24 protein-coding genes and 1 riboswitch are annotated in these 23,471 nt (G+C 25.3%); of the genes, 4 read left to right on the top strand and 20 right to left on the bottom strand.

The annotated features are described in order from the left end of the window. Positions 1–229: 229 nt before the first annotated feature. From BN346_RS11375 to BN346_RS11350, 6 genes are all read right to left on the bottom strand, one after another. On the bottom strand, positions 230–412 hold the full coding sequence (locus BN346_RS11375) for a hypothetical protein (protein ID WP_040328709.1): 183 nt from the start codon (positions 410–412) through the stop codon (positions 230–232). A 158-nt stretch (positions 413–570) separates the two neighbouring features. Next, entirely contained in the window at positions 571–786 is a 216-nt protein-coding gene (locus BN346_RS11370; RefSeq protein ID WP_040328707.1) for a heavy-metal-associated domain-containing protein, read from the bottom strand. 483 nt (positions 787–1,269) lie between these two features. Further along, positions 1,270–3,711: a heavy metal translocating P-type ATPase gene (locus BN346_RS11365; protein ID WP_278245515.1), complete on the bottom strand. Its 2,442-nt coding sequence runs from the start codon at positions 3,709–3,711 to the stop codon at positions 1,270–1,272. Positions 3,712–3,888: 177 nt separating this feature from the next. Next, positions 3,889–4,152: a metal-sensing transcriptional repressor gene (locus tag BN346_RS11360; RefSeq protein ID WP_040328987.1), complete on the bottom strand. Its 264-nt coding sequence runs from the start codon at positions 4,150–4,152 to the stop codon at positions 3,889–3,891. 160 nt (positions 4,153–4,312) lie between these two features. Beyond that, positions 4,313–4,801, bottom strand: coding sequence for a hypothetical protein (locus tag BN346_RS11355; protein WP_040328705.1), 489 nt, complete (start codon positions 4,799–4,801; stop codon positions 4,313–4,315). Between the two features lie 83 nt (positions 4,802–4,884). After that, entirely contained in the window at positions 4,885–5,514 is a 630-nt protein-coding gene (locus BN346_RS11350) for a hypothetical protein (protein WP_040328703.1), read from the bottom strand. Between the two features lie 377 nt (positions 5,515–5,891). Between BN346_RS11350 and uvsE the strand changes: the two genes are divergently transcribed. Next, positions 5,892–6,851, top strand: coding sequence for a UV DNA damage repair endonuclease UvsE (gene uvsE, locus BN346_RS11345; protein WP_040328701.1), 960 nt, complete (start codon positions 5,892–5,894; stop codon positions 6,849–6,851). A gap of 40 nt (positions 6,852–6,891) precedes the next feature. Here the strand turns inward: uvsE and BN346_RS11340 are convergent, their stop codons facing one another. Next, positions 6,892–7,323 (bottom strand): hypothetical protein, encoded by a 432-nt coding sequence (locus tag BN346_RS11340; protein ID WP_040328700.1) that lies wholly within the window; start codon positions 7,321–7,323, stop codon positions 6,892–6,894. A 257-nt stretch (positions 7,324–7,580) separates the two neighbouring features. Here BN346_RS11340 and BN346_RS11335 point away from each other — a divergent pair, with 257 nt between their 5' ends. After that, a complete protein-coding gene (locus BN346_RS11335; protein ID WP_040328699.1) occupies positions 7,581–8,249 on the top strand; it encodes a zinc dependent phospholipase C family protein in 669 nt (222 codons plus the stop codon). Positions 8,250–8,917: 668 nt separating this feature from the next. On the opposite strand, the gene BN346_RS11330 is transcribed toward BN346_RS11335, so the two are convergent. Further along, a complete protein-coding gene (locus BN346_RS11330; protein WP_040328698.1) occupies positions 8,918–9,421 on the bottom strand; it encodes a TspO/MBR family protein in 504 nt (167 codons plus the stop codon). Positions 9,422–9,683: 262 nt separating this feature from the next. Continuing rightward, positions 9,684–9,747: riboswitch (Fluoride riboswitch) on the top strand. A gap of 31 nt (positions 9,748–9,778) precedes the next feature. Between BN346_RS11330 and BN346_RS11325 the strand changes: the two genes are divergently transcribed. Together BN346_RS11325 and BN346_RS11320 are read left to right on the top strand one after the other, a co-directional pair. Continuing rightward, positions 9,779–10,987 (top strand): cation:proton antiporter domain-containing protein, encoded by a 1,209-nt coding sequence (locus BN346_RS11325; protein ID WP_040328697.1) that lies wholly within the window; start codon positions 9,779–9,781, stop codon positions 10,985–10,987. A gap of 95 nt (positions 10,988–11,082) precedes the next feature. After that, entirely contained in the window at positions 11,083–12,633 is a 1,551-nt protein-coding gene (locus tag BN346_RS11320; RefSeq protein ID WP_040328985.1) for a nitrite/sulfite reductase, read from the top strand. Between the two features lie 76 nt (positions 12,634–12,709). Here the strand turns inward: BN346_RS11320 and BN346_RS11315 are convergent, their stop codons facing one another. From BN346_RS11315 to BN346_RS11265, 12 genes are all read right to left on the bottom strand, one after another. After that, positions 12,710–13,345, bottom strand: a complete 636-nt coding sequence (locus tag BN346_RS11315; protein ID WP_040328695.1) for an ABC transporter ATP-binding protein — start codon at positions 13,343–13,345, stop codon at positions 12,710–12,712. Then, positions 13,338–14,075 (bottom strand): hypothetical protein, encoded by a 738-nt coding sequence (locus tag BN346_RS11310; protein ID WP_040328693.1) that lies wholly within the window; start codon positions 14,073–14,075, stop codon positions 13,338–13,340. The genes BN346_RS11315 and BN346_RS11310 overlap by 8 nt, the downstream gene beginning before the upstream one ends. Continuing rightward, positions 14,062–14,646 (bottom strand): hypothetical protein, encoded by a 585-nt coding sequence (locus tag BN346_RS11305; protein ID WP_148361102.1) that lies wholly within the window; start codon positions 14,644–14,646, stop codon positions 14,062–14,064. Before BN346_RS11305 ends, BN346_RS11310 begins: the two co-directional genes overlap by 14 nt. 33 nt (positions 14,647–14,679) lie before the next feature. Then, entirely contained in the window at positions 14,680–15,357 is a 678-nt protein-coding gene (locus BN346_RS11300) for a hypothetical protein (protein WP_040328689.1), read from the bottom strand. 11 nt (positions 15,358–15,368) lie between these two features. Beyond that, positions 15,369–16,151, bottom strand: a complete 783-nt coding sequence (locus BN346_RS11295; RefSeq protein WP_148361101.1) for a hypothetical protein — start codon at positions 16,149–16,151, stop codon at positions 15,369–15,371. A gap of 156 nt (positions 16,152–16,307) precedes the next feature. Next, positions 16,308–16,805, bottom strand: coding sequence for a DUF4829 domain-containing protein (locus BN346_RS11290; RefSeq protein ID WP_040328687.1), 498 nt, complete (start codon positions 16,803–16,805; stop codon positions 16,308–16,310). A gap of 3 nt (positions 16,806–16,808) precedes the next feature. After that, complete coding sequence (locus tag BN346_RS11285) at positions 16,809–17,033, bottom strand: amidase domain-containing protein (RefSeq protein WP_040328685.1); 225 nt, start codon at positions 17,031–17,033, stop codon at positions 16,809–16,811. Between the two features lie 23 nt (positions 17,034–17,056). Continuing rightward, on the bottom strand, positions 17,057–17,239 hold the full coding sequence (locus BN346_RS21690; protein ID WP_148361100.1) for a hypothetical protein: 183 nt from the start codon (positions 17,237–17,239) through the stop codon (positions 17,057–17,059). Between the two features lie 239 nt (positions 17,240–17,478). Further along, positions 17,479–19,041 (bottom strand): methyl-accepting chemotaxis protein, encoded by a 1,563-nt coding sequence (locus BN346_RS11280; RefSeq protein ID WP_040328684.1) that lies wholly within the window; start codon positions 19,039–19,041, stop codon positions 17,479–17,481. A 24-nt stretch (positions 19,042–19,065) separates the two neighbouring features. Next, entirely contained in the window at positions 19,066–20,070 is a 1,005-nt protein-coding gene (locus BN346_RS11275; protein ID WP_040328683.1) for a ketoacyl-ACP synthase III, read from the bottom strand. A gap of 336 nt (positions 20,071–20,406) precedes the next feature. Beyond that, positions 20,407–21,939 carry a methyl-accepting chemotaxis protein gene (locus BN346_RS11270; protein ID WP_040328682.1) on the bottom strand — a complete coding sequence of 511 codons (1,533 nt, stop codon included), beginning with the start codon at positions 21,937–21,939 and terminating at the stop codon, positions 20,407–20,409. 214 nt (positions 21,940–22,153) lie between these two features. Further along, a complete protein-coding gene (locus BN346_RS11265) occupies positions 22,154–23,158 on the bottom strand; it encodes a ketoacyl-ACP synthase III (protein WP_040328681.1) in 1,005 nt (334 codons plus the stop codon). Positions 23,159–23,471: the final 313 nt, after the last annotated feature.

Raw genomic sequence — 23,471 nt, 5'->3', positions numbered from 1 at the left:
TAAATTTTACCATATTTCTTAATTCTATTAAAGAATACTATTCTCTTATCTAAATTATGTGTTAATTATGTAAATTTAATATATTTAGTAGAACTTATCCTTGCATTATTTAATCTAAATCTTTTTTCTATAATATAATATATATATTACAAATATGTGACGATATTTATATAAAAAAACATATTTTAAAAGCCACATATCTATAGAAAGACATGTGGCTTTTCTGCTACTATACTTTTTCTGTAACCCATTTTAAAATTTCCTCATACTTTGGATATTCTTTTACGTCTTCTTTTAAAAAAGTTTCGTAGTCATAATCATATTCTAGAACTTCATTTGTATCTTCATATTTATTATTAGTATTAATAATAATCACCTTCTTAATTTTATCTTTATAGTAATTTATATGCATTTATCTTGCTGTTTGTTCTTGATTTGAAGTTTTGTAAATAAAAATTTACACATTTATATTATTGTCTAATAAAAATATATTATTCATTTCATTAAAAAACATAGTATTTATGGTAAACACTATGTTTTTTTGTTAAATAAATAATTAACTAAGTAAAATTAAATCTTTTCAAATCCAGCTAAAATGTAACCATATTCATCTAAAGCAGTTTTAACTGTATTTTCATCTAATTCGCTAGAACTATCTACTATAGCATTCTTATTTTCAAGACTCACTTCTACAGAATTTACTCCATTAAGTTCACTTAAACATTCTTCTACATGCTTAACACAATGCATACAGCTCATTCCATCAACTTTAATACTAAATTTCATAATAAATCTCCTTTTCATTATACATCATATATTTTTAAATAAACTTTTAACATATACTAACTTTTGTATATATTATAATTTATATTAAACCTTATCATAAATATAGATTAGAAAACTATGTTAAATTAAATTCCACATTTTTAAGTAGTATTTTCAACTTATCCTAAAATATATTTCATACTTGTTTATTAATAATTTGTTCATATAGGTTTTTAATATAAACTTTATAGCTATATCTTCATCCAATAATACTTTAATTTCTGAAATCAATTTTTAAAATAGAATTTTTATAAACTATTTACATATTTTTAATCTTTACTTACTCTCTGAAATTTAAAAACAATTTTTTTATCTATAATTTTCCAAACTCAAAGTTTAAATAACACATTTATCAATTGAAAAACTTTTTTCTTTTATCAAGAAACAGGAATTATTTAAATTAGTATTTCTTTAAAAATTGATTTAGAAAATCTTATTAATTTATTATGCTTTAAATCCTTTAAGTCTTAAAGCATTTAAAAGTACTGATACAGAGCTAAAGCTCATTGCAAGTGCTGCAAGCATAGGATTTAATAATGGTCCTCCAAATATATGTAAAACACCCATTGCTATTGGAATTCCTAATGTATTGTATCCAAATGCCCAAAATAAATTTTCTTTTATATTAGCAATTGTCTTTTTACTTAATTTAATTGCTATAGCCACATCTTCTAAATCACTTTTCATAAGTACAACATCAGCTGACTCTATTGCAACATCTGTACCAGAACCTATAGCAATTCCTATATCAGCTTTTGCTAATGCGGGTGCATCGTTTATTCCATCTCCAACCATAGCAACTTTTCTATTTTCTTTTTGGAAACTTTCAATAACATTAGATTTTTCATTTGGCAGCACATCTGAAATAACTACATCTATATTAACTTCTTTAGCTATAGCATTTGCTGTAACTTTATTATCTCCAGTAAGCATAGCTACTTTTATTCCCATTGAATGTAATCTTTCTATAGCTTTCTTACTACTTGGTTTTACTGTATCTGCAACAGCTATCATACCACCTAGTTCTCCATTTACAGCTATAAACATTGGAGTTTTTCCTTCATTTGCAAGTTTATTATAAGCTTCATTAGATTTTTCTATATCTATATTATAAGCGCTCATAAGCTTATCATTTCCTAAAATTATTTCTTTATTTTCAATAGTACAAGTTATTCCTTTACCAGATATAGCTTTAAAACTTTCGAGTTCTCTAAATTTAACTTTTCTATTTTCAGCCTCTAAAACTATTGCTTCTCCTAATGGATGTTCTGAACCCTTTTCGCTAGATGCTGCAATTGCTAAAAGTTCATCTTCTTCTATACCATAATTTATTATATCTGTAACCTTTGGCTTTCCTTCTGTTATTGTTCCTGTTTTGTCAAAAACTACAGTTTGAATCTTATGTGTTTCTTCAAGTGCTGTACCATTTTTAAATAAAACTCCAAGCTCAGCACCTTTACCTGTACCAACCATTATAGCTGTTGGTGTAGCAAGTCCTAATGCACAAGGACAAGCAATTACAAGGACAGATGTAAAAATAGTTAAAGAAAATATAAAATCTCTTTCATAAATGTACCATCCTATTGAAGATACCAGTGCAAGTATTATTACTATTGGCACAAAATAACCTGATACAATATCCGCAAGCCTTGCTATAGGTGCCTTAGACCCTTGAGCCTCTTCAACTAATTTAATAATTTGAGAAAGTGTAGTATCACTACCAACTTTAGTAGCCTTATATTTTATAAGACCATTTTTATTGATACTAGCACCGATAACTTTACTACCTTCTACTTTTTCAACTGGAATGCTCTCACCAGTAAGCATACTTTCATCTATTGAAGTCATACCGCTTATAACTACACCATCTACTGGAAGTTTTTCTCCTGGCTTTACAATAATAATATCTCCAACTTCAACATCATCAATAGATATTGAAATTTCTTTTCCATCTTTTTCAATAGTAGCTGTTTTAGGACTAAGTCCCATAAGTTTTTTTATTGCCTCTGATGTTTTTCCTTTAGTTTTAGTTTCTAAATACTTTCCTAGTGTTATTAATGTAAGTATTGTTGCTGCTGATTCAAAATATAATTTATCATGTACTGCATGGCTATTTCCATTATATATCTCTACCATTGCATAAACACTATATAGGTAAGATGCTAATGATCCTATTGATATCAAAGAATCCATATTAGGACTACCTTTAAACAATGACTTAAATCCTACTTTAAAAAACTTATTTCCTATTATTATAACAATAGTTGTTAAAATAAATTGAACAAGTGCAAAATTAAAACTGTTTTTCATTGGATCAATTATATTTGGAAGTTTTAATCCCATCATAGATCCCATTGAAATTACAAGTAATGGAACCGTAAATATTACTGAATATATAAATCTTTTAAATAAAGCTTTTCTTTCCTTTTCTTTTCTTGTTTTATCTTCATCTATGTTTTCTTCTTTATTATTTAAAACTTTATAACCTGATTTTTCAATAGCTTTTTTTATTTCGGATAATGATGTTTTTTCCTTTTCAAATTCAACGGTTAATTTTTCTGTGGCTAAATTTACATTAGCACTTATAGTTCCATCTAACTTTTTCACTACTCTTTCTACTGCTTTAGAACATGATGCACATGTCATACCACCTATCTTAAGCGATTTAGTTGTGCTGTCAAGTTTTGCTTTATATCCTGCATTATCTATTACAGACATAATATCTTCTAAGGATATTTTATTTTCATCAAACTCTATATTTAACTTTTCAGTAGCTAAGTTTACATTAGACTCATTTACACCATCTAATTTTTTAGTTACTCTCTCTACAGCCTTAGAACAAGCTGCACATGTCATACCTTCAATTTTAATTGTCTTTTTTGTCAACTTTCTCAACTCCTTTTTAGTACAAAATTTCGATATCATTTGTAAATATATTTTTTATTAATTAATAATTTCAAAATTATATTCTACTGCTTATCCATTTTTAGAACTCAATTATAGATTAAGCCTTATAATCATGTTTCATCATCAATTCAGACTTTTTACTGATACATAATTAAACTATTTCATTAATTTATCTATTAACGTATTAATTTCTTCTAGTTTTTCATCTATATCATCATGACAGCAGGAATTTTTAACACAATGACTTAAATGTTGTTTTATAATTTCTGAATTTGCTTTTTTTAGTATAGATTGTGATGCAATTATTTGATTAGATATATCCATACAATATCGTTCATCCTCTATCATTTTTATTATTCCATCAATTTGACCTCTAGCAATTTTTAAGTATTTTATTGCATTTTTCTTTTCTTCATTCATCTTTGAAATAGTAATCACTCCCTTCTGTTACCCCCACCCCCTGGGGGTATATTAATATAGTAAATGATATTCTTTCTCAAGTCAATAGTAAATTATATTTTTTTATAACTAGCTTGTGCATTAATTAAAAATATTTTAATATCATGCACAAGCAATTAATCTATTTCATTTTCACTTCATATTTTGCTGATTTATATGTAATAGGTTCTTTACTAGAATCATTATCTTTAAATTGTATTATCTCAACCACATGCTCACCTTCATATAAATTTTCATCTGATAAATTTAAACTAACTTTATCATTTTCATAATTACCCTTAGCCACTAAATTTTTATCTATAAATATATAACTTGTTTTTTTATTGTCAAAATTAGATGTAGATAAATCTAATTGCATAATCTTAACACCTACTTCTGGGTGAATTATAGGTATAAGATTTTCTTTTGAATTTTCGTTAGGTAAAGAAACTATTATGGTTCCTTCTCCTAATTCTTCACTTAAATCTTTAGGATAAGTTACAATTTCATCTTTAACTTTTTCCTCTATATTTTCGTTTACATCACTTTTTATATTCTTATTATTATTATTAGATCCACATCCTGTAAGTACAATCATAGATGCTACTATTATAAGTAAAATTTTTTTCATTTTTTCTTCCTCCTAAGTTAATTTAATCAAAAAAATAACTATAACTTTTTTAGTTATAGTTATTTTTCTCTAAGGCATAGTATTTATACTAGTTCATTTTGTTTTTTTAGTTCCTTTAATCTATCCTCTTCCTTTTTCATTGCAATATAAATATAAACTTTTTCATGCCAACTTTCATAAAGTTTATAATCTACATCCTTTAAAAAATGTAAGAATTCTTCTAATCTACCTCGTTTCTCCATGCCTCTCATTAGATGTCTTGGATAACTAACCTTTTCATCATATTGATTTTTAGGATCTATTACTTTTATTGAATAGTCTTCTTGTACATATAAATCCTTACATCTAATATCCAGCTTTCTATATCCTAGTTTTTTGAAGTCTTTATAAAGACATATAATATGTTCTGTTAACTTTCTATTTATATGGTTTCTTCTTAAGTACTTATCAAGCCTAACACCACCTACATAATCCCTAATTATATAGAAACTACCATGTTCATAAGCTTTAGGAAAATATTCACTTTTCCTTGATTTAACTAAAGTTTCATACTCTGATTTGCAAACTTTTGGACTGTTAAATATTTTTATTATTTTGCCATCAGGAAGTAAATAGACTACTCCATTATTTCCTCTACCTAAATAGTCTGATTTTTTTATCATATTTTCTATTCTTTCACTTAAATATATTGGATTACTAAATCCTCTAGTCATAGTTCCTCCATTATACATAGCTATTAATATTATTCTATGCAAAAGTTAAAATAAGTAGCATTAAAATCTTTAAATTTGAAATACTACAATTATAATTAGGAATTTAACCTTAAACACATGTATAGGGTTCCAAGTTTAAATAACATCTTTACCAAGTGATATTATTAAGCTTACAGTTTATTCTATTATCATGTTGGAAACCAATTAAAAAGTAAGAGTGAAGAGTGAAAAGTTATGGTGAATATTACTCACTTCGTTCTTAATATTTAAAATAGAAATACATAAAACCTATGTTTTTATGTATTTTTAACTAATTTGCTGTGCAAATTTAATAAAATGTTATTATTTAAATTGTTATTCATATAAAAGGAGATATTATGATTGTTAGATTGGGTTATGTAGCAATTGCTTTAAATTTGAAAAATGTTAAATCATCTAGTACTGTAACATTTAGTTACTATAATAAACTAAAGACTGATGATGAAAAATTAAATAAATTAATTTCAGTAACTAAAGCAAATCTAGATGGATTATATAAAATTTTAAAGTATAATGTAGAAAATCAAATTCATTTTTATAGAATATCTTCTGCTATAATTCCTTTAGCTACTCACCCTGAAGTTGAAAATTGGAATTATAGAGAAATTTTTAAAGACTCATTTAAAACTATTGGTGAATTTATACAAGATAATAATTTAAGAGTAGACACTCACCCTGATCAATTCAATGTAATTAACAGTGTAAATTCTAAAACCGTAGAAAATACTACTAGAAATTTAGTAGTACATTCTAATTTTTTTGAAGACATTAATTATAATAATGGAAAAATGGTGCTACATGTGGGTGGTAAACAAGATGGAATAGATTTGGCCTCTAAAAGATTTATAGATAATTTCGAAAAACTTCCTAAAGAAATTACATCTAAAATAATTTTAGAAAATGATGATAAAAGCTTTTCAGCTATGAATACTTTAAACATTTGCAAAAAATTAAACATACCTATGGTATTAGATTTACATCATCACAAATGCCATAATAACAATGAATCACTTTTAAAAATACTAGAAGATTTTATTTCAACATGGAACAACGAATATTTTCCACCTAAAATTCATTATTCAACACCACGTGCTCATAAATTAGATAGGAAACATGCTGATTATATAAATGCTATTGAATTTGTAAATTTCTTAGAACTTTTTAAGACTTTAGATACTAACTTAGATGTAATGATTGAAGCTAAAAATAAAGATTTAGCTCTATTTAAATTGCATAATGATATAAAAAGATTAAAACCTGAATGGACTTGGTTAGACAACTCTACTATTCTAATATAAAAAGCATTGAAGAAAATTTTTCTCAATGCTTTTTATATTTCTATTTATGATATTTTATAAGACCTGGGAATAACTCATCTCCAAGTTCTTTACCTTCTTCCATAAGTTCTTTTAATTCATCTATATCGTCTATGTAGCTTACCCCTTCTTCTAAATCAAATATATCTACATATTCTTCATTCTCTTCTTCATTTAATTCAAACTCAGAATCATCTTCGTTTTCTTCTTCTAAATCAAAATCACTAAAATCTTCTAAGTCTACCTTTTCTGTTTCTTTATTTTCAGTTTCTATGTCTACATCTTTATTTTCTTCAAAAACTTCGTCTATTTTTATTGCTTTAACATCATAACCTTCAAGTTCTAAACATTTTCCACAATTATCACAAATTTTATTTTTATCTAATTCACAAGTCTCACATTCTTTACAATCATTACAAATTTTATTTTCATTAAAGATACATTTTTTGCTCATTTAACTACCTTCTTTTCAATTTATTTGTATACTCTTCCAATCTGATTTTTAAATCATAACACTATATATATTTTTGACAACTTTGTCTAAAATTAAAACTAATATGTTGCATAGTAAATTTTAAAAATCGCATTATATTATATCAAACTAACAAGTTTAATTCAAGTTTAAATACTATAATATATATATTTGTTAATTTATGATATAATCTAAATATTCACACAACAAGTAAATTATGTAAGGGGGCTATATTAGTTATGGCTACATGGATTGCTCATTTAAGAGTAGCTGAAAATTTATTAAATAAAGGATTCAATTTTGATGTATCTTCATTTTTAATTGGAAACATAGGACCTGATTCTGGTGTTCCTAATGAAGATTATAGTAGTTTTTATCCACCACGTGAGATAACTCATTGGGAAAAAAATAAAATTTCAGATGCTGAAGGATTTTTTAATAAATATATACAAAATGCTCATCCAATCACTGATAAAAATGAATTTTCATTTAAAATAGGTTATTATACCCATCTATTAACTGATATTGAGTGGAGAAAATTATATGAAGCTAAAAAGAAAACTCCTCTTTATAAAGAAAATTTAGATAAAGATAAAAAATTCATATGGGTAATTAAAGACGATTGGTATGGATTAGACTTTTTATATCTAGACCAAAATCCCAATTGCTACTTTTTTAAAGTATTTAAAAATGTATCTGAAGTTCCTGACTATCTTGATTACTTTCCTAAAGGAGCTTTTACTAAAAGTGTTAAAAACATATGTGAATATTATTTAGGTGAAAACACATTAACTAAAGAAAACTTTAAATACCTAACAGAAGAAGAAATGAATAAATTTATTGAAAATGCTACAAATACAATTGAAATAATTTTAAAAGAAAAACTAAAGAATTTAAATCTAAATTAATTTTATCACTTAAATATTATTATAAATTCTACTAATACAATATTAAAGGACCACACCCAAGTGGTCTTTTAAATAATTAAGTTATCTGTTTCAATATTAATATTCATCATTCTCAAACTCCCCTTTAATAGTCTTGGAATTTTTATTCTATATTTTTACTTTTTATAATATTTTTGCAATTATATTATGTAATTTAAATTTTATCCATAAATTTGTAAAATATATTAAATCTTCACACTATTCCCTAGCTTCATTATTCAGAGTTTTACTTGTATAAAAACATTAAAAAAATCCAATTCAAACAACTATAACTTATTTATGAATTGGATTATTACATATAGGGTTCAAATTCAAAGTAATCTTTTTATCAAATGATATTACTAAAATTATATTTTATTCCTATGTTTGTATCTTAAACCAATTAAGAACTAAGAGTGAAAAGTTAAAAGTTATGGTAAATATTACTCTCTTTGTTCCTAATATCTAAAAATAGAAACACATAAAAACTAGTTTTTATATAATATTTAAATTATTTACTTTGAAAAATATTATAAAATTTGATTAAAAAACTGAGACTTCAGTTTTATCGTTAATTGTTAATTTTTGTACAACACTTCTAATTGCTCGTTCTCAATTGAAATAAGAATAATTTCATCTTTCAACTTGCACTACAAATTTTTATTTAGTCTATATACTTCATAATTTAATATAAGTGCAAAGCTAGACCAAATTAAGTACGGAATTAATAATATACCTGCTATTCTATCTTTTTTATAAAACTTTATAACTGTAATTATTAATACTATAATTAAACATGCTAAATCTATAAGTGCTAATAATCTAAAATTAAAATAAAAGAATAATATTGGCCATAATAAATTTAATGCAAATTGTACTATAAAAATAACTACCTCAAAAGTAACATCTTCCCCTAAACTTCCAAGCATAAGTATTCTATAAAAAGCTAATGCCATTAAAACATATAATATAGGCCAAACTATTCCAAAAACAATTGGTGGTGGTGCAAATTTAGGTCTCATAAGCCCTAAATAAATATTTGGTGCTGACCTTGTTATAATGCTTATTATTATAGATAATCCTAAAACAAAAATTAAACTAATTAAAAGAAGAAATATGTTTTTCTCCCCTTTAACTTTTAAAATTGACTTCACAAAATTCACCTACCTAAAACAAATATTTTTTATTTACCTATTCTACTAATATTTATATAAATCCTAATTATTCATACTTTGATAATATTTTTATAAAATACATATAAATATCTATAAATATATCCACTTAAATAGAATTGTTTATATTTTCAAGTCTTTTCTCATCTATTGACTCCAACTAATAAAAATTGTAAAATATATTTTGTTATTATAGTCTTATTTAACTTAATCATATCTTTTAAACATTTCATTTATAAAAAAATTTCCAATAGGTGATGGGGTTCGCCTTTAAATGCCAAGCTTTGGCTGATGACTCCTACATAAAAATTTAATATTGATGTTTTCAGGAGGTTTTTTATGACTTTTTTTATTTTACTTATTAGTTTGCTCATAATAGGCTTACTTTCCAATTTTAGTGGAAAACTAGCAGAGTTAATTAAATTGCCCTCTCTTATTGGAATGATGCTTCTAGGAATGCTTATAGGACCTTATTGTTTTAAATTAGTTCCTAATATCACTATTTCTGTAGCTCCTTTCATAAAAGATTTTGCTCTTATAACCGTATTATTTATTGCTGGCCTTGGAATTAGCAAAAGTCAAATGCACAAAATTGGTCGTCCTGCTATTTTATTAAGTATAGTACCAGCAACTATAGAAGGCTTTATAATTGCATATCTTAGTACAATTTTTTTAGGTTTTCATTTTATTCAAGGAGCAATTTTAGGCTTTATAATTGCAGCTGTAAGTCCTGCTGTACTTATTCCTTCCATGCTTGACTTAATTGATAAAAGGCTTGGTGAAGATAAATCTATTCCAGAAATGCTTTTAGTGGGAGCTTCTGCTGATGATACTGTTGCTATAACACTTTTTACTACTTTTTTATCTTTATATATGCAAAAAAGTTCTGGTGGAGATTTCTCACTAATAAAAAGCATAGCTACAATTCCACTTACTATAATTTTAAGCATAATAATTTCATATATACTTTGCAAACTTTCAACTTTTGTTATATCTAAATTTAAAACTAAATACTTGAAAGTTATATTTGTATTTTCAATATGTATTATTCTTAGAATTATAGAATCTAGATTCAAAATTGAAGTGTTTAATTCATTATTAACAATAATGTTATATGGATTTTTCTTAAGATCTCAAATAGAAGATAGTGCACTATATATAAAAACTAAAATGGATAAATTTTGGAAACTAGGAAAGCTATATCTTTTTGTTTTTGTAGGTATGGCAATAAATCCATCTTTAGCTTTAGGTTATTTAAAAATTGGAGTAATAATTTTAACAATTTCTCTTTCATTTAGGTCTTTAGGTGTTTTATTATCTCTAGTAAATACAAATCTTACAATGAAGGAAAGATTATTTTGTGTTGTAGCTTATCTTCCTAAAGCAACAGTTCAATCTGCTAAAGCTGGTATTCCTCTTCAAATGGGAGTAGCTGGTGGTGAAATTATGCAGGCTATTGCTCTTTTAAGTGTTTTAATAACTGCTCCAATTGGTGCTATAGGCATAAAAATCTTTGCACCTAAATGTTTAAATAAAATTAATGATTAATAACAGTATAATAACTCTTTCAACAATTAATACTAAGGTTATAAATAAAAATGAATTTTAATAACTTAAAGTTTAATTTTGGAAAAGGTGATGAAATGGATAAATTAAAAGAAATATTATTAAGTGAAATTCCTGGTTTTAAAGAAACAGGATTAAAATTTTTGAACAAAGAAATCACTAAAATGGAATTTAAAGGAGTGTCTGGTGGCTTTGGAGCATATGCTCATAGAGATGGACAGTCTTTTATGATTAGACTTAGAATTCCTTCAGGAATTACGTCTAAAGAAGAACTAAAAATTATATATGATATGGCTAAAAAATATAATTTAGATCATATTCATTTAACTACTCGTCAAGCTATTCAATTTCATGGACTCTCTATAGAAGATATTTGTGAAGTCATGGAAGAAGGTTTAAAACATAATATTTACACTAGAGGTGCTGGTGGAAACTATCCAAGAAATGTTGCCATGTCTCCTCTATCTGGTGTAGATCCTAATGAAATTTTTGATGTTACACCATATGCTATTGCTGCTAATAATCATTTTTTGCAAAAAATATATACATACAAATTACCTAGAAAACTAAAAGTTGCTTTTTCTAATAATAATTTAGACGAAGGTCACTGTACTGTTCATGATTTAGGTTTTGTAGCATGCAAAAAAGATAATAAAGATTATTTCAAAGTGTTTTTAGGTGGTGGTCTTGGAAGAAATCCTAAATTAAGTTTAGAACTTGATGAACTTGTTGAACCTAAGGATGTATTATACCACATAGAAGCTATGACCAATCTTTTTATAAACGAAGGAAACTATGAAAATAAAAGTAAAGCTCGTATAAGATATATGGTTGAAAAATTAGGTGAAGAAGGTTTCTTAAATGAATATAAAAAATATTTAAAACAAGCTAAAGAAAAAGGCGGTTTAGATGTAAATCCTGAACCAATAAATTATACTAAAGAAGGTTTAGAAACAACCATTCAAGATAAGCGACTATTTAAACAAAAACAATCTGGTCTTTATAGTGTTTACTTCCATCCAATTGGTGGTCAGCTTAGCATGAAAGATTTTAAAGTCATTTTAGATGAACTTGATAAAATTGAAAATCCAATTATAAGACTTGCTATGACAGAAGGCATTTACTTTATAAATTTAAATGGTAAAGAAGCTGAATCAATGCTTAAAGCCACATCAAAATTAGGAGGAGAAACAGCCTTAGAACAAAGTGTTTCTTGTATAGGTGTACCTATTTGTCAAATGGGACTACTTGAAAGCCAAAAAGAACTTAATTCTATAGTAGATTACTTTAGAGAACATAATTTCAACTCAGACATACTTCCTAGAATTCATATTTCAGGATGTGGAAACTCTTGTGGAGTTCATCAAATTGGTGAAATAGGTTTAACTGGAAAAATGAAAAGAGTAAATGACAAATCTACAGGAGTTTTTGAACTTCATATTGGTGGAAATGTAGGTGTTGGAAAAGCTGCTTTAGGTGAATGCTATGGCGACATTGAATTCTCTAAAGTTCCTGAATTTTTATATGAAATTGCTTTAAAAATTAAAGATAGCAATAAAGATTTCTGCACTTGGGTTAAAGAAAACAATTCTGAACTTAGAGAAATAGTAACTAAATTTGCAGTTTAAAAAAATAATTTAAATACATGTAAAAGTCCAGTAAATAAACTTACTGGACTTTTATATAGTCTTGTTTTTTTTAATCTTAAGAAATCTCCTTGCTAAATTCACCATTTAATAGCATTAATTTTTTATCACATATTTCTTTTATATCATCCATCACATGACTAACTATTAAAATTGTTGTACCTCTTTCTTTTTCTTCAAGCATTAGTTTTTGAAACATCTCAACACCTTCTGCATCTAAACTATTTGTAGGTTCATCCAACAAAAGTATTTCTGGTTTTTCTACAATTGCTTGTGCTATTGCAAGACGTTGCCTCATTCCTAAAGAATATTTTCTAATTTTTTTATCTTTAACATCAGAAAGTCCAACTTTTCCTAGTACTTCTTCAATCTCTGTCTTTGATATTTTTCCTCTAATTGATGTTAAAAATTCTAGTGTTTCAAATCCTGTTTTATCCTTCCAAAATATTGGCGTTTCAATTATAACTCCAAGAGATGGAAGAATGGAAAAATCTTTGTTTAAAATCTTACCATTATATTCAACACTTCCACTAGTAATTTTAGTTAAGCCACATATAGATTTAAGAAATACAGTTTTTCCAGAACCATTTTTACCTTGAATACAATAAATTGTTCCAGGTTCAAAATTGTAATTTATATTTTTTAATACTTCTTGATTTTTAAATGTTTTATATAAATTATTAATTTTAAGCATTCAAATTTCTCCTTTTTCCTAAAAATATCATGTTATACAAAAGAAGTACTCCTAACATAAGCACATTCATTGTTATTTCTCTATTTAAAATTAGAATTCCATTACCACCTGGTTCGCCATGAAAATACATTATATTATTTAGCATTGGATTCAAAAAGTTTAAATTATCTAATTGAAAATATTTTAAAAATAACCCTATAGCTAATAAAGCAATTTGAACGAACAGTGCATTAGTCATTGATATAGAAAATGAGCAATAAACTCTCAGCATAAGGATTATTGTTACTAATATAAGTACATTTATATAGTTTAATAAAAATGAAACCAGTATTAATTTTATATTTCCTATAACATGGTGTCCACTAATAAAGAGCAATAAACTAGTTCCTACATATGTAGTAAAAATCAAAACAAATCCTTCTATAAGCTCTTTTTTTATTAAGATTCTATTATAAATAGCTTGTCCACCGAGTCTTGTAACAAGAAAAGTGTAATTTTCATAAAACTCATTGCATCTTACTCCTAGTACAAAAGTCCATATTGATATAGGAATAGCATATACTGCTATACTATATACATCTATTAAACATTCAAACTCAAAGCTATTATACATATATACTATAGCACTACTTATGTCCAAATTTTTTGTTATAAACTTAGTTTTTATTATCATAAAAATAATAGCCAAAAAAAATGGCAAGTAAATCTTTTTCATATTAAGAAGTTTCATAATTACATCCTCTCAATTTATTTGTAATAAAATAAGCAAAATACATAATAAAATCTATTAATAATAAATATATTATTGATTTATTTATATTTGTTCCCCCTGTACCTCTTAAATCATAAAGTGTTAATAAAAATCTTGTTATTTTTAATTCTGTCATAGAGCATAATCCCACTACTACTGTTATAATCATCCCTCTTTTATAACTAAGCTTGTATAAAATTAAAATTTCACCTGCCAAAAATAAAAACAAAAAATATTGCAAATATACTGCTCCAATTAAGAATTTTTCAACTGGATTTAAAGACATAAATAAATTATCTAAGCTTAACACTAAAGCTCCTATTGCGGAATATTCAAAAATAACCATTGTAACTTTCTTTTCCCATAAGTGTGCTTTCGTTAACCTAGAAACTACATAACTATTATAATATTCTAATAAATCACCATATAAAAACCATATATATACTGGTATGAAAAAAGCAAATATCCTAAAATTATCATAAAATCCTTTTGATATATATAAACTTATAAATAGCATAATTATCATTTTAACTTCTCTTCTGAAACTCACTAATTTATGCACCTCTATTCTTAAACAAAATCATTAATATGTCTTTTCAATATCACCTAATATACAATTATATTTTTCAACATTCTCATTTTCTATTAAAAATACTGGCAAATCTATTACCTCATTAAAATGCATCTCATCTTTGTCTGGATTTCGTTCAATTAATTTTGCTTTTTCTCCTAACTTATATTTTCCAAAAGTAGGATTTGTATATAAATATCCATTTCTAAGTTTTTCATCAGAAACTTTATCTGAATTTTCAATATTTTTAAGAAACACTATGTATTTCTCATCTTTTTTCATACTTATATATCCTTGTTCACAAATATAATTGTCTGTATGCATAAATATATTAGGTTCATAAATGTATATATTTTCATCTATGCTTTTTCCCTTAAATGTATTTATAACTTTACATTTTCTAAGAGTTGCGTAAGCAACAAGTGTTCCATCATCTATAGGCATAACGTCAGCAATAAAATGTGATTGTTTTTTCAAATCATCTAAATTATTTATATCATATGAGTAGTATGGATATGTGGCTCTAAGTATTTCATCTTCATGCCAACTATATGAAACTGTCGGATTTGCCTTAATTTCTTCATCAAATGTTGGTATTTCTATAAATGAACTTTTAACTTTTTTTCCTGTAACAATTGAAATTGTAATAATGGTAATTATACATAATATCCATAATCTCTTTTTATTCATTATTCTTCTCCCTAATTAATATCAATTTCTCTTTTTACTCCAATAAAATATAGTATCAAAATAAATATAATAATTACAATTACATCTTTTATAAAGCCTTGTAATCCCATATTAGGTGCTAATGGATTCATATAATTGAACAATTTATATTTATCCATATGAAGCTTTTCTAAAATTAAGTTAAATCCAATATATATTCCATAAGATATTAGACAGCATAAATATTTATTGGTTTTAATAACAATAGATATGCAATATGTTACAGAGGCAAAAAGTGCAAAAATAATACTTGGTGTTATTATATAAATCATATTATATCTAAGTGGATTATAAATTCTTAAATACTCCAAAGAATTTACAGGTGCTTTACTAATAACATAAGCTGGTGTACATGTACTATTATCAAAGCCTGTAAGTGGATATGTATACATACATAATCCTAAATTAATTAGTAATGGAATTAGCATAATAAAAAATGATATGATAAAAACTGCTAAAAGATTATTCCTATGATATTTCCTTTTTTCCTCTCTAGTTAATATAAGTGAAATACAATTACTATCTAAATCATCAAAATAAATATCTCCAAATGCAAAAGAAATAATTAGCGGTCCAATCAATGTCATTATTAACATGATAAATCTTAATTCTAGTGAAATGAGCATGGTGTTTTCATATGCAGACCTTAAAGTTGAAACAGAATTTCCAAAATCCAACATTGCTTGAAAATAAAACGAAAAAATTGCAAGCAAAAAAAGCATAAGAAATATGACGATAGTTTTAGTTCTATTCATCCCCCTCTTAATAGTTATAAATAAACTCAATAAATCACTTCCTTTAAAAACATTATTTAATACTTTAATCTTTTATTATCAAAATATAAACTTCTATATATTAAAGCAAAGGGTGTATTTCCACAAAGCCTTAATAAAACTACCTTATTGATAAAATTATCCTATAATAATATTTCCAGTATCTTTATTAACTTTAATAATATCAGTGTTTATTAACCATTTATTTTCTCTTTTTTCAAGCACTAATACTTCACAATAATTTCCTGATTCAATTGGTGATGCTACATCCTTCTTAAATTTTATATTATATTCAACCATATAAAATTTTCTTTCTACCTTTGAATCACTATACTTTTCCTTTATAATTTGTTTTAAATCATCATGATCATTTGGACTAAGCTCCTTTATTTCTACAAGTTCTCTTTTTTCAACAATATCAGGAAATACAGAAATATCATCTAACTTATCTTCTGATATTACTAAGGAATTGTATTTTTTTAAATTTCTCGTTTCATCAATAGTATTATAATATTCTTTTATAATACCTTCTTCACTATATTTTTTATTTTGTATAAAGTAAAAAAATATAGTACTAAATAAAATAATAATTACAATAATAATACTAATTAACTTATTACTTTTTATAATCTTCACCCCCTAATTAGTTAATATTAAATATTTTTTTGTTTCAGTATAATTTGCTAGTGCCCTGTTATAATAATCACTTGTATGTGCAGATACAAATAATTGTCCATCATTTCTCTTATAAGTTATAATAAGACTATGATATGGTTTATTTGAACTATTATAAAATTGAACCAAGTCACCCTCCCTTGCATTTGATTGCCAAGTTAATTCTTTTGCATATCCTTTATTCAGCAACCAACTTCTTAATTCAGCAACTCTTATCCATGCACAAATTTATTAATTTCATCTTTAAACTTATTATTATTTTTTAAATTTTTGTAATGCCAATCAAAATAATCATTAAGAGTTGAACTCATTTCATCATATTTATTGCAATTCATTTTAATAGCATTGTTTATTTCAATATTATTGTAATTTTGATAACATTTACCAAATACCACAACTGGTACTAAATTTGATAATATAAGTGTAGATAAAATTAATACTTTAATAGATTTTTTTCATTGTAAAACCCTCTTTTTTTTAATTTTATACCTTATATTAACATTGTTTCATCTATTTGTAAATTATTTTTCTGAATTTTCTATATATTCTTGTTGTTGTAATAATATTAGATATAAAAAAATATAGGAGCTAGTAAACGCTTATACTAATTCTCCTATATTAATATTTATCTTTTTTAATTTTCATTGGAAATAAGTTTATTCATTTCTAATGACATACTTCTAAGTTCCTCAGAGCTTGCTGATAACTCTTGACTCATAGCTGCTGTTTGAGTAACTGCTTCATTTACCATATTAAATGAGTCCATAGTTTCTTTTGTAGAAATATATATATCATTATTAAAGTTAACTACATTTTCAGTTTCATTTAATAGTTCATCAATTAATCCACTAATCTCTTTAATTTTTTCATCTGAAATATTTAAATCTTTTAACATAACTTTTATATTTTTAACTGTCTCATTTATAATGAAATCTCCTGTATCAATTCTTTCAGTGTTTTCATTCATAAGACTTTCAACATTATTAACTAATCCTTTTAATTCATTTGTTATATTGCTAACATCTTGAAGTGAAGCATTAGTGTTTTCTGCAAGTTTTCTTATTTCATCAGCTACAACTGAAAATCCTTTTCCATATTCTCCAGCCCTAGCAGCTTCAATAGATGCATTTAGAGCAAGCAAATTTGTTTGGTTAGAAATTTTTGAAATAAGTTCAATAATACTGTCAATTTCCTTTGATTTATCATCAAGTAGCCTAGTAGCTTCAAAAGTACTTCCTACGCTTTCTTTAATTCCTGAAATTATAGTAACTATTTCCCCTAATTTTTTTTCATTTGTATTAGACAGTTTAATAATCTCTTTTGATTTATCTTCTATATCTTTAGTTTTATCAGAAACTATTTTATTTGTATTTAAAAACTCATCTAATATTTTTGTACTTTCCAATGAATTATCAAGTGTCAATTGAGATTTTTCTGATATTGATTCTGTTGTATTTACTAAATCATCTAATCTTTTATTTTCTTCTTCTGACACATTTAATAGTGTTTCACTAGAATTCAATAAAACTTCAGCATAATTTTTCATATGATTAAACATATCATTAATTCTATGATTATTTTCTAAAAGTTCTTTTTCTCTTCCATCTACAATTTTTAATAAATTAGATGCAAAAGTTGTAAGAAACAGTATTCCTGTAGAAATTAATGTTATTACAACCATTCTTAAAATAAGTTCCCTAACCATAAATTCGCTACTTGGTAATGTTGATGGATTTAATATAAATATAGCAACTTGTGATATTAAACTTATTATAATAGAAGCTACATTTAGTTTATTATCTAAAAATAATGCACCTATAAGAATAAAATAAAATACAGATGCCCAAATTTCTTTTGATGGAACAATTAAAGCTATTGCATTATAATTTATATAAGATATAACTAGTATTAAACATTTTAATTTAGGCAATATTTCAATATTTAGCTTATTATCTACAATTGCTTTATTGTGAATTACTCGAAAGACAACAACTTCTAAAACTGTTAAAATAAAAAATCCAATTAATGTGCTCCAGTTTATTTCTGGGTACATTTTTAATATCTTTAATGTAATAAATGTTGTTGACGCTACTAATGCACTTATTGAATAAATTATAAGAATATATTTTAAAGAATTTTTCTGATAATCTATTATTGTACTAGTATTATCTACTAAGCTATTTTTACTTGATTCCAAATACTATCACTCCCTAAATAAAATTTACCATTTATAAAGCAATACACCAATTGTGTATCCTGCCGCAACAGAGCAAAATATACCTAGATCTCCACTTTCAAAAGTCTTAACTTTCAATGCATCATCTAATGACATAATAGGACTTGTACATCCAGTATATCCATACTTATCTCCTACAAATGTTGTTTTTGTCATATCTGCTTCAAGTTTTTCAAAAGTTAACTCTAAGTCAGCCTTAGAAAATTGTGACATAAAGTAATGTGTTACGTCTCCTACATTATATCCATGTTCATCTAAAATTGCTTTTATATTCTCACTCCATTTTTCAGATAAGAAGCTAAAATCAAAAGGCTTCCAAAGTAATTGTCTATCTTCTTTTGTTCTTCCCTCGTCATTTAAATTAGACATTCCACAAGCTGGAAATGTTATTGTTAAATAATATTCATCATCAGTATACATTCTTGAACCTAAAAATCCTCTTTCTTCAGATTCTTCTCTAACTTCAAGAATTATTGCTGCTCCTCCATCACCAAAACAACCATAGCTTACTATATCATCTTCTCTTGCTAAGCTATTAATGAATGAACCTCCAGCTATTAATATTTTTTTATATTTTGAATCTGTTTTTAAATATCTACATGCAATATCTATTGCAGTAAGCATTCCTGTACAATTAGAGTTTACATCAAACACTGCTGTTGAATTTTTAGCACCAATTTTATTTCTTACCATAATTGCACAACAAGGCGATAAATATTCTGCAGCATCAGATACAGATATAATCATATCTATGTCCTCAGCTTTTAACCCAGCATTTTGTAATGCATTTTTTGAAGCCTCTACTGACATAGTTACTGTAGATTCATCACTACTTGCATGTGTTCTTATATCTCTACCTAATTTATTCATAAGGCCTTTAGCATGATCTTCTAAATTAAACTTTTTAAAATGCTCTAATAATTCCTCATTTTTAACTTTCTTTTTAGGATGATAAGATCCTACTCCTTTAATGTGTACATTTTTATACATGTTGTCCTCCTTCATTGTTAATACACAATATTATTATTTTATATAATTTCAAACTTAAATTTTTTATTATAAATTCATTAGCTGACAAAATTTAAAATTACCACTATGTATGTCGATAAGTGTATGCATTTGTATTTTTTCGAAAATTCATTCTACATTTTAATATATTTTATATCATATTTTTAACTATACAAAACAATTACTAAATGAAATCAATTACATTTCTTAAAATTCTTTTAATATAATTATATATCGTATGTTTTTTTGTAAAGCTTATAGTTTTTCATAAAAAAATAAGTAGACATTTTAATGTCTACTTATAAATATCTAGTTATTTTAACTTAACATAAGATTTTCCATTTCTGCTGCCATAGTTCTAAGTTCTTGTGAACTTGCTGACAATTCTTCACTCATAGCAGCAGTTTCTTCTAAAGAAGTATTTACCTCTTCAAAACTTTTCATTGTCTCTTTAGTATCTTCATATATATCATTATTAAAATTAAAAATATTTTCTGTTTCTAATAAAATATTTTTCGCTAATCCGTTTATATCATTAATTTTTTCACCTGAATTGTTTAAATCTTTTAACATAGTTTTTATATTATTTGCAGCATTTTTTATAATAGTGTCACCATTATTTATTCTATCACTATTTTTATCCATTAGATTTTCTACATTTCCAATTAAATTTTTTAATTCATTAGTTATATTTGAAATATCTTTTAATGAACTATTTGTATTTTCAGCTAATTTTCTTATTTCATCTGCAACAATGGCAAATCCCTTACCATGTTCACCTGCCCTTGCTGCCTCTATAGATGCATTTAATGCTAACAAATTAGTTTGATTTGAAATTTCACCTATTAAATTAATAATATTATCAATTTCTTTTGATTTTGAGTCTAAAAGCCTAGTAGCATTAAACGTACTATCAATACTATTTTTAATATCCATTATAATCTCTACTATCTCATTTAATGTTGCTTCATTATTTTCTGACAACTTTATAATTTCATCTGAATCACTTTTTACATCAATAGTCTTTGTTGATATTACTTTATTAGTCTCTAAAAAATTCTTTAAGATTTCTGTATTCTCTTCTGTATTTGATAAAACAGAATTAGCTTTTTCCGAAACTATTTCTGTAGTTTTAACTAAACTATCTAAACGTTTGCTTTCTTCTTCTGATATATTTAATAAGACTTCACTAGAGTTTGATAATGTTTTTGAGTAATCCTTAATTTTATCAAACATATTTGTAATAGTATTATTTTTGTTTTTTAAGTTTAATTCATTATTTTCAACTTCTCTAAGTATTTTAGATGCAAACATAGTAAGTGTAAGTATTGATGCATAAACTAAATATATTGCAACACCTCTTAATATAAGTTCCCTAACAACAAATTCATTTGGAATAGTGGCTGGGTTAACTATAAATATAATAATTTGACATATTACACCCACTCCAACTGATAATGCATTTATTTTATTATCTAAAAATATAGCTGACATAAGCATAAATGCAAATACACACATCCATATTTCCTTTGATGGTATAAATAGACATATAAGAATATAATTAATATATGATGTAATTAAAATCTCTAATTTTAAAAAACTAAACCACTTAAAATTTAATTCATTATTATCCATTGTTTTCTTATAAAATAAATTAAATGCTACAATTTCAATAATAGCTATTAAAAATAAAGTAATTAGTTTAATCCATGACACCTCTGGATACAATCCCGCAAATTTTAAAACTGTAAATAAAATAGGGCTAGATAATCCACTTACACCATACATTTTCAAAGTAAATTCTAATGTTTCTTTTTGATATTTAATAATAGTACTTCCTTCTTGACTCAACACGTTCCCCCCTCTATGAAAATTCCAATATGAATTTTCAAATAATAATATTATTAGGTCAACTTTTATATAACATTTTCTTTTAATTATCATTTAGAATAAGTTTAATTATATTTTGAGTTTGAAACCCTATAATGAATTTCAGTCTTAAGATAATATCTATATCAATTATTAATTTAAACATTTCAGATTTTACTTATAATTTCAATTTATATCACCATTTATATATTAGTGAAGCTATAGTATATCCTGATGCTACAGAACAAAAAATTCCTATATCCCCACTTTTAAATGTTTTCTTTTTTAATGTATCATCTAATGACATAATAGGACTTGTACATCCAGTGTACCCATATTTATCTCCTACAAATGTAGTTTTATCCATACTAGTTTCAAGTTTTTCAAAAGTTAATTCTAGGTCAGTTTTAGAAAACTGAGACATAAAATAATGCGTTACATCTTTAGGTTTGTAATTATGTTCATCTAAAATTCCTCTTATTACATCATTCCATTTTTCTGATAAAAAACTAAAATCAAATGGCTTCCATTGCACTCGCCTATCTTCATCTTCAATTGAATCACAAGCTATTTGTGACATACCACAACCTGGCATTGTTATAGACCAATAGAATGAATCATCTGTGTACATTTTAGATCCTAAAAATCCTCTTTCTTCACTTTCCTCTTTCACTTCAAGAATTATTGCTGCTCCTCCATCACCAGAACATCCATAAGCTACAATATCATCTTTTTTTGCAAGTTTATTTACCAACGATGATCCTGTTATTAATATTCTTTTATATCTACTATCAGTTTTTAAATATTTAGTTGCAATATCTATTCCTGTAAGCATTCCTGTACAGTTAGAATTCACATCAAAAACAGTTACACTGTTTTTTGCTTGTAGTTTATTTCTTATTATTAATGCACAACAAGGTGAAAAATACTCAGGCACATCTGCTGCAGATATGATCATATCAATATCACTTGCTTTTAATTTACAATTTTCAAGTGCATTTTTAGCAGCTTCTACTGCCATCGTTATACCTGTCTCCCCTTCTCTTGCATAAGTTCTAATGTTTCTTCCCAATTTTTCCATTATAGCTTCGGAATGTTCATCTAGATTATAATTTTTAAAATGTTCAATTAGTTCCTCATTATTAACCCTTATATCTGGATGATAAGTTCCTACTCCTTTTATATGTGCATTTCTATACATTTTTCTCCCCCTCGTAAATAATACTTACACTAAAAAAATTTCTTAGGTAAGTTTTTTGTGCCTCTTTACATATTTTTTATTTTTTTACATATTATATTAAATTTCTTGCTATTCACTTACATTATAACAATATTTTCTGATTTTTCAAATTAATTTTTATATTTCTTCACTTTATTTTTTAATTATTTTTTCATTATATTTACATATGTAATTTGATTTTATTTTTTTCAAAAAAATAATTCAATGTTAATTTAATTTAACATTGAATTAAAATTTTTCTATTTTCTAACACCAAAACCGCCATAAACAGTTT

It is taken from the genome of Clostridium ihumii AP5 (assembly GCF_000612845.1).
GTDB classification, from domain to species: domain Bacteria; phylum Bacillota; class Clostridia; order Clostridiales; family Clostridiaceae; genus Clostridium_J; species Clostridium_J ihumii.
Note: the sequence above shows the minus strand (reverse complement) of the source record. Positions and strands in the feature narration are given on the sequence as shown.

Bases quoted from the DNA above. Each gene is read 5' to 3' on its own strand.
- BN346_RS11265 (WP_040328681.1), bottom strand. From the start codon at position 23,158: ATGTATAGAAATGCACATATAAAAGGAGTAGGAACTTATCATCCAGAT.
- BN346_RS11325 (WP_040328697.1), top strand. From the start codon at position 9,779: ATGACTTTTTTTATTTTACTTATTAGTTTGCTCATAATAGGCTTACTT.
- BN346_RS11315 (WP_040328695.1), bottom strand. From the start codon at position 13,345: ATGCTTAAAATTAATAATTTATATAAAACATTTAAAAATCAAGAAGTA.
- BN346_RS11295 (WP_148361101.1), bottom strand. From the start codon at position 16,151: ATGAATAGAACTAAAACTATCGTCATATTTCTTATGCTTTTTTTGCTT.
- BN346_RS11375 (WP_040328709.1), bottom strand. From the start codon at position 412: ATGCATATAAATTACTATAAAGATAAAATTAAGAAGGTGATTATTATT.
- BN346_RS11355 (WP_040328705.1), bottom strand. From the start codon at position 4,801: ATGAAAAAAATTTTACTTATAATAGTAGCATCTATGATTGTACTTACA.
- BN346_RS11310 (WP_040328693.1), bottom strand. From the start codon at position 14,075: ATGAAACTTCTTAATATGAAAAAGATTTACTTGCCATTTTTTTTGGCT.
- BN346_RS11320 (WP_040328985.1), top strand. From the start codon at position 11,083: ATGGATAAATTAAAAGAAATATTATTAAGTGAAATTCCTGGTTTTAAA.
- BN346_RS11300 (WP_040328689.1), bottom strand. From the start codon at position 15,357: ATGAATAAAAAGAGATTATGGATATTATGTATAATTACCATTATTACA.
- BN346_RS11335 (WP_040328699.1), top strand. From the start codon at position 7,581: ATGGCTACATGGATTGCTCATTTAAGAGTAGCTGAAAATTTATTAAAT.
- BN346_RS11350 (WP_040328703.1), bottom strand. From the start codon at position 5,514: ATGACTAGAGGATTTAGTAATCCAATATATTTAAGTGAAAGAATAGAA.
- BN346_RS11340 (WP_040328700.1), bottom strand. From the start codon at position 7,323: ATGAGCAAAAAATGTATCTTTAATGAAAATAAAATTTGTAATGATTGT.
- BN346_RS11275 (WP_040328683.1), bottom strand. From the start codon at position 20,070: ATGTATAAAAATGTACACATTAAAGGAGTAGGATCTTATCATCCTAAA.
- uvsE (WP_040328701.1), top strand. From the start codon at position 5,892: ATGATTGTTAGATTGGGTTATGTAGCAATTGCTTTAAATTTGAAAAAT.
- BN346_RS11370 (WP_040328707.1), bottom strand. From the start codon at position 786: ATGAAATTTAGTATTAAAGTTGATGGAATGAGCTGTATGCATTGTGTT.
- BN346_RS11360 (WP_040328987.1), bottom strand. From the start codon at position 4,152: ATGAATGAAGAAAAGAAAAATGCAATAAAATACTTAAAAATTGCTAGA.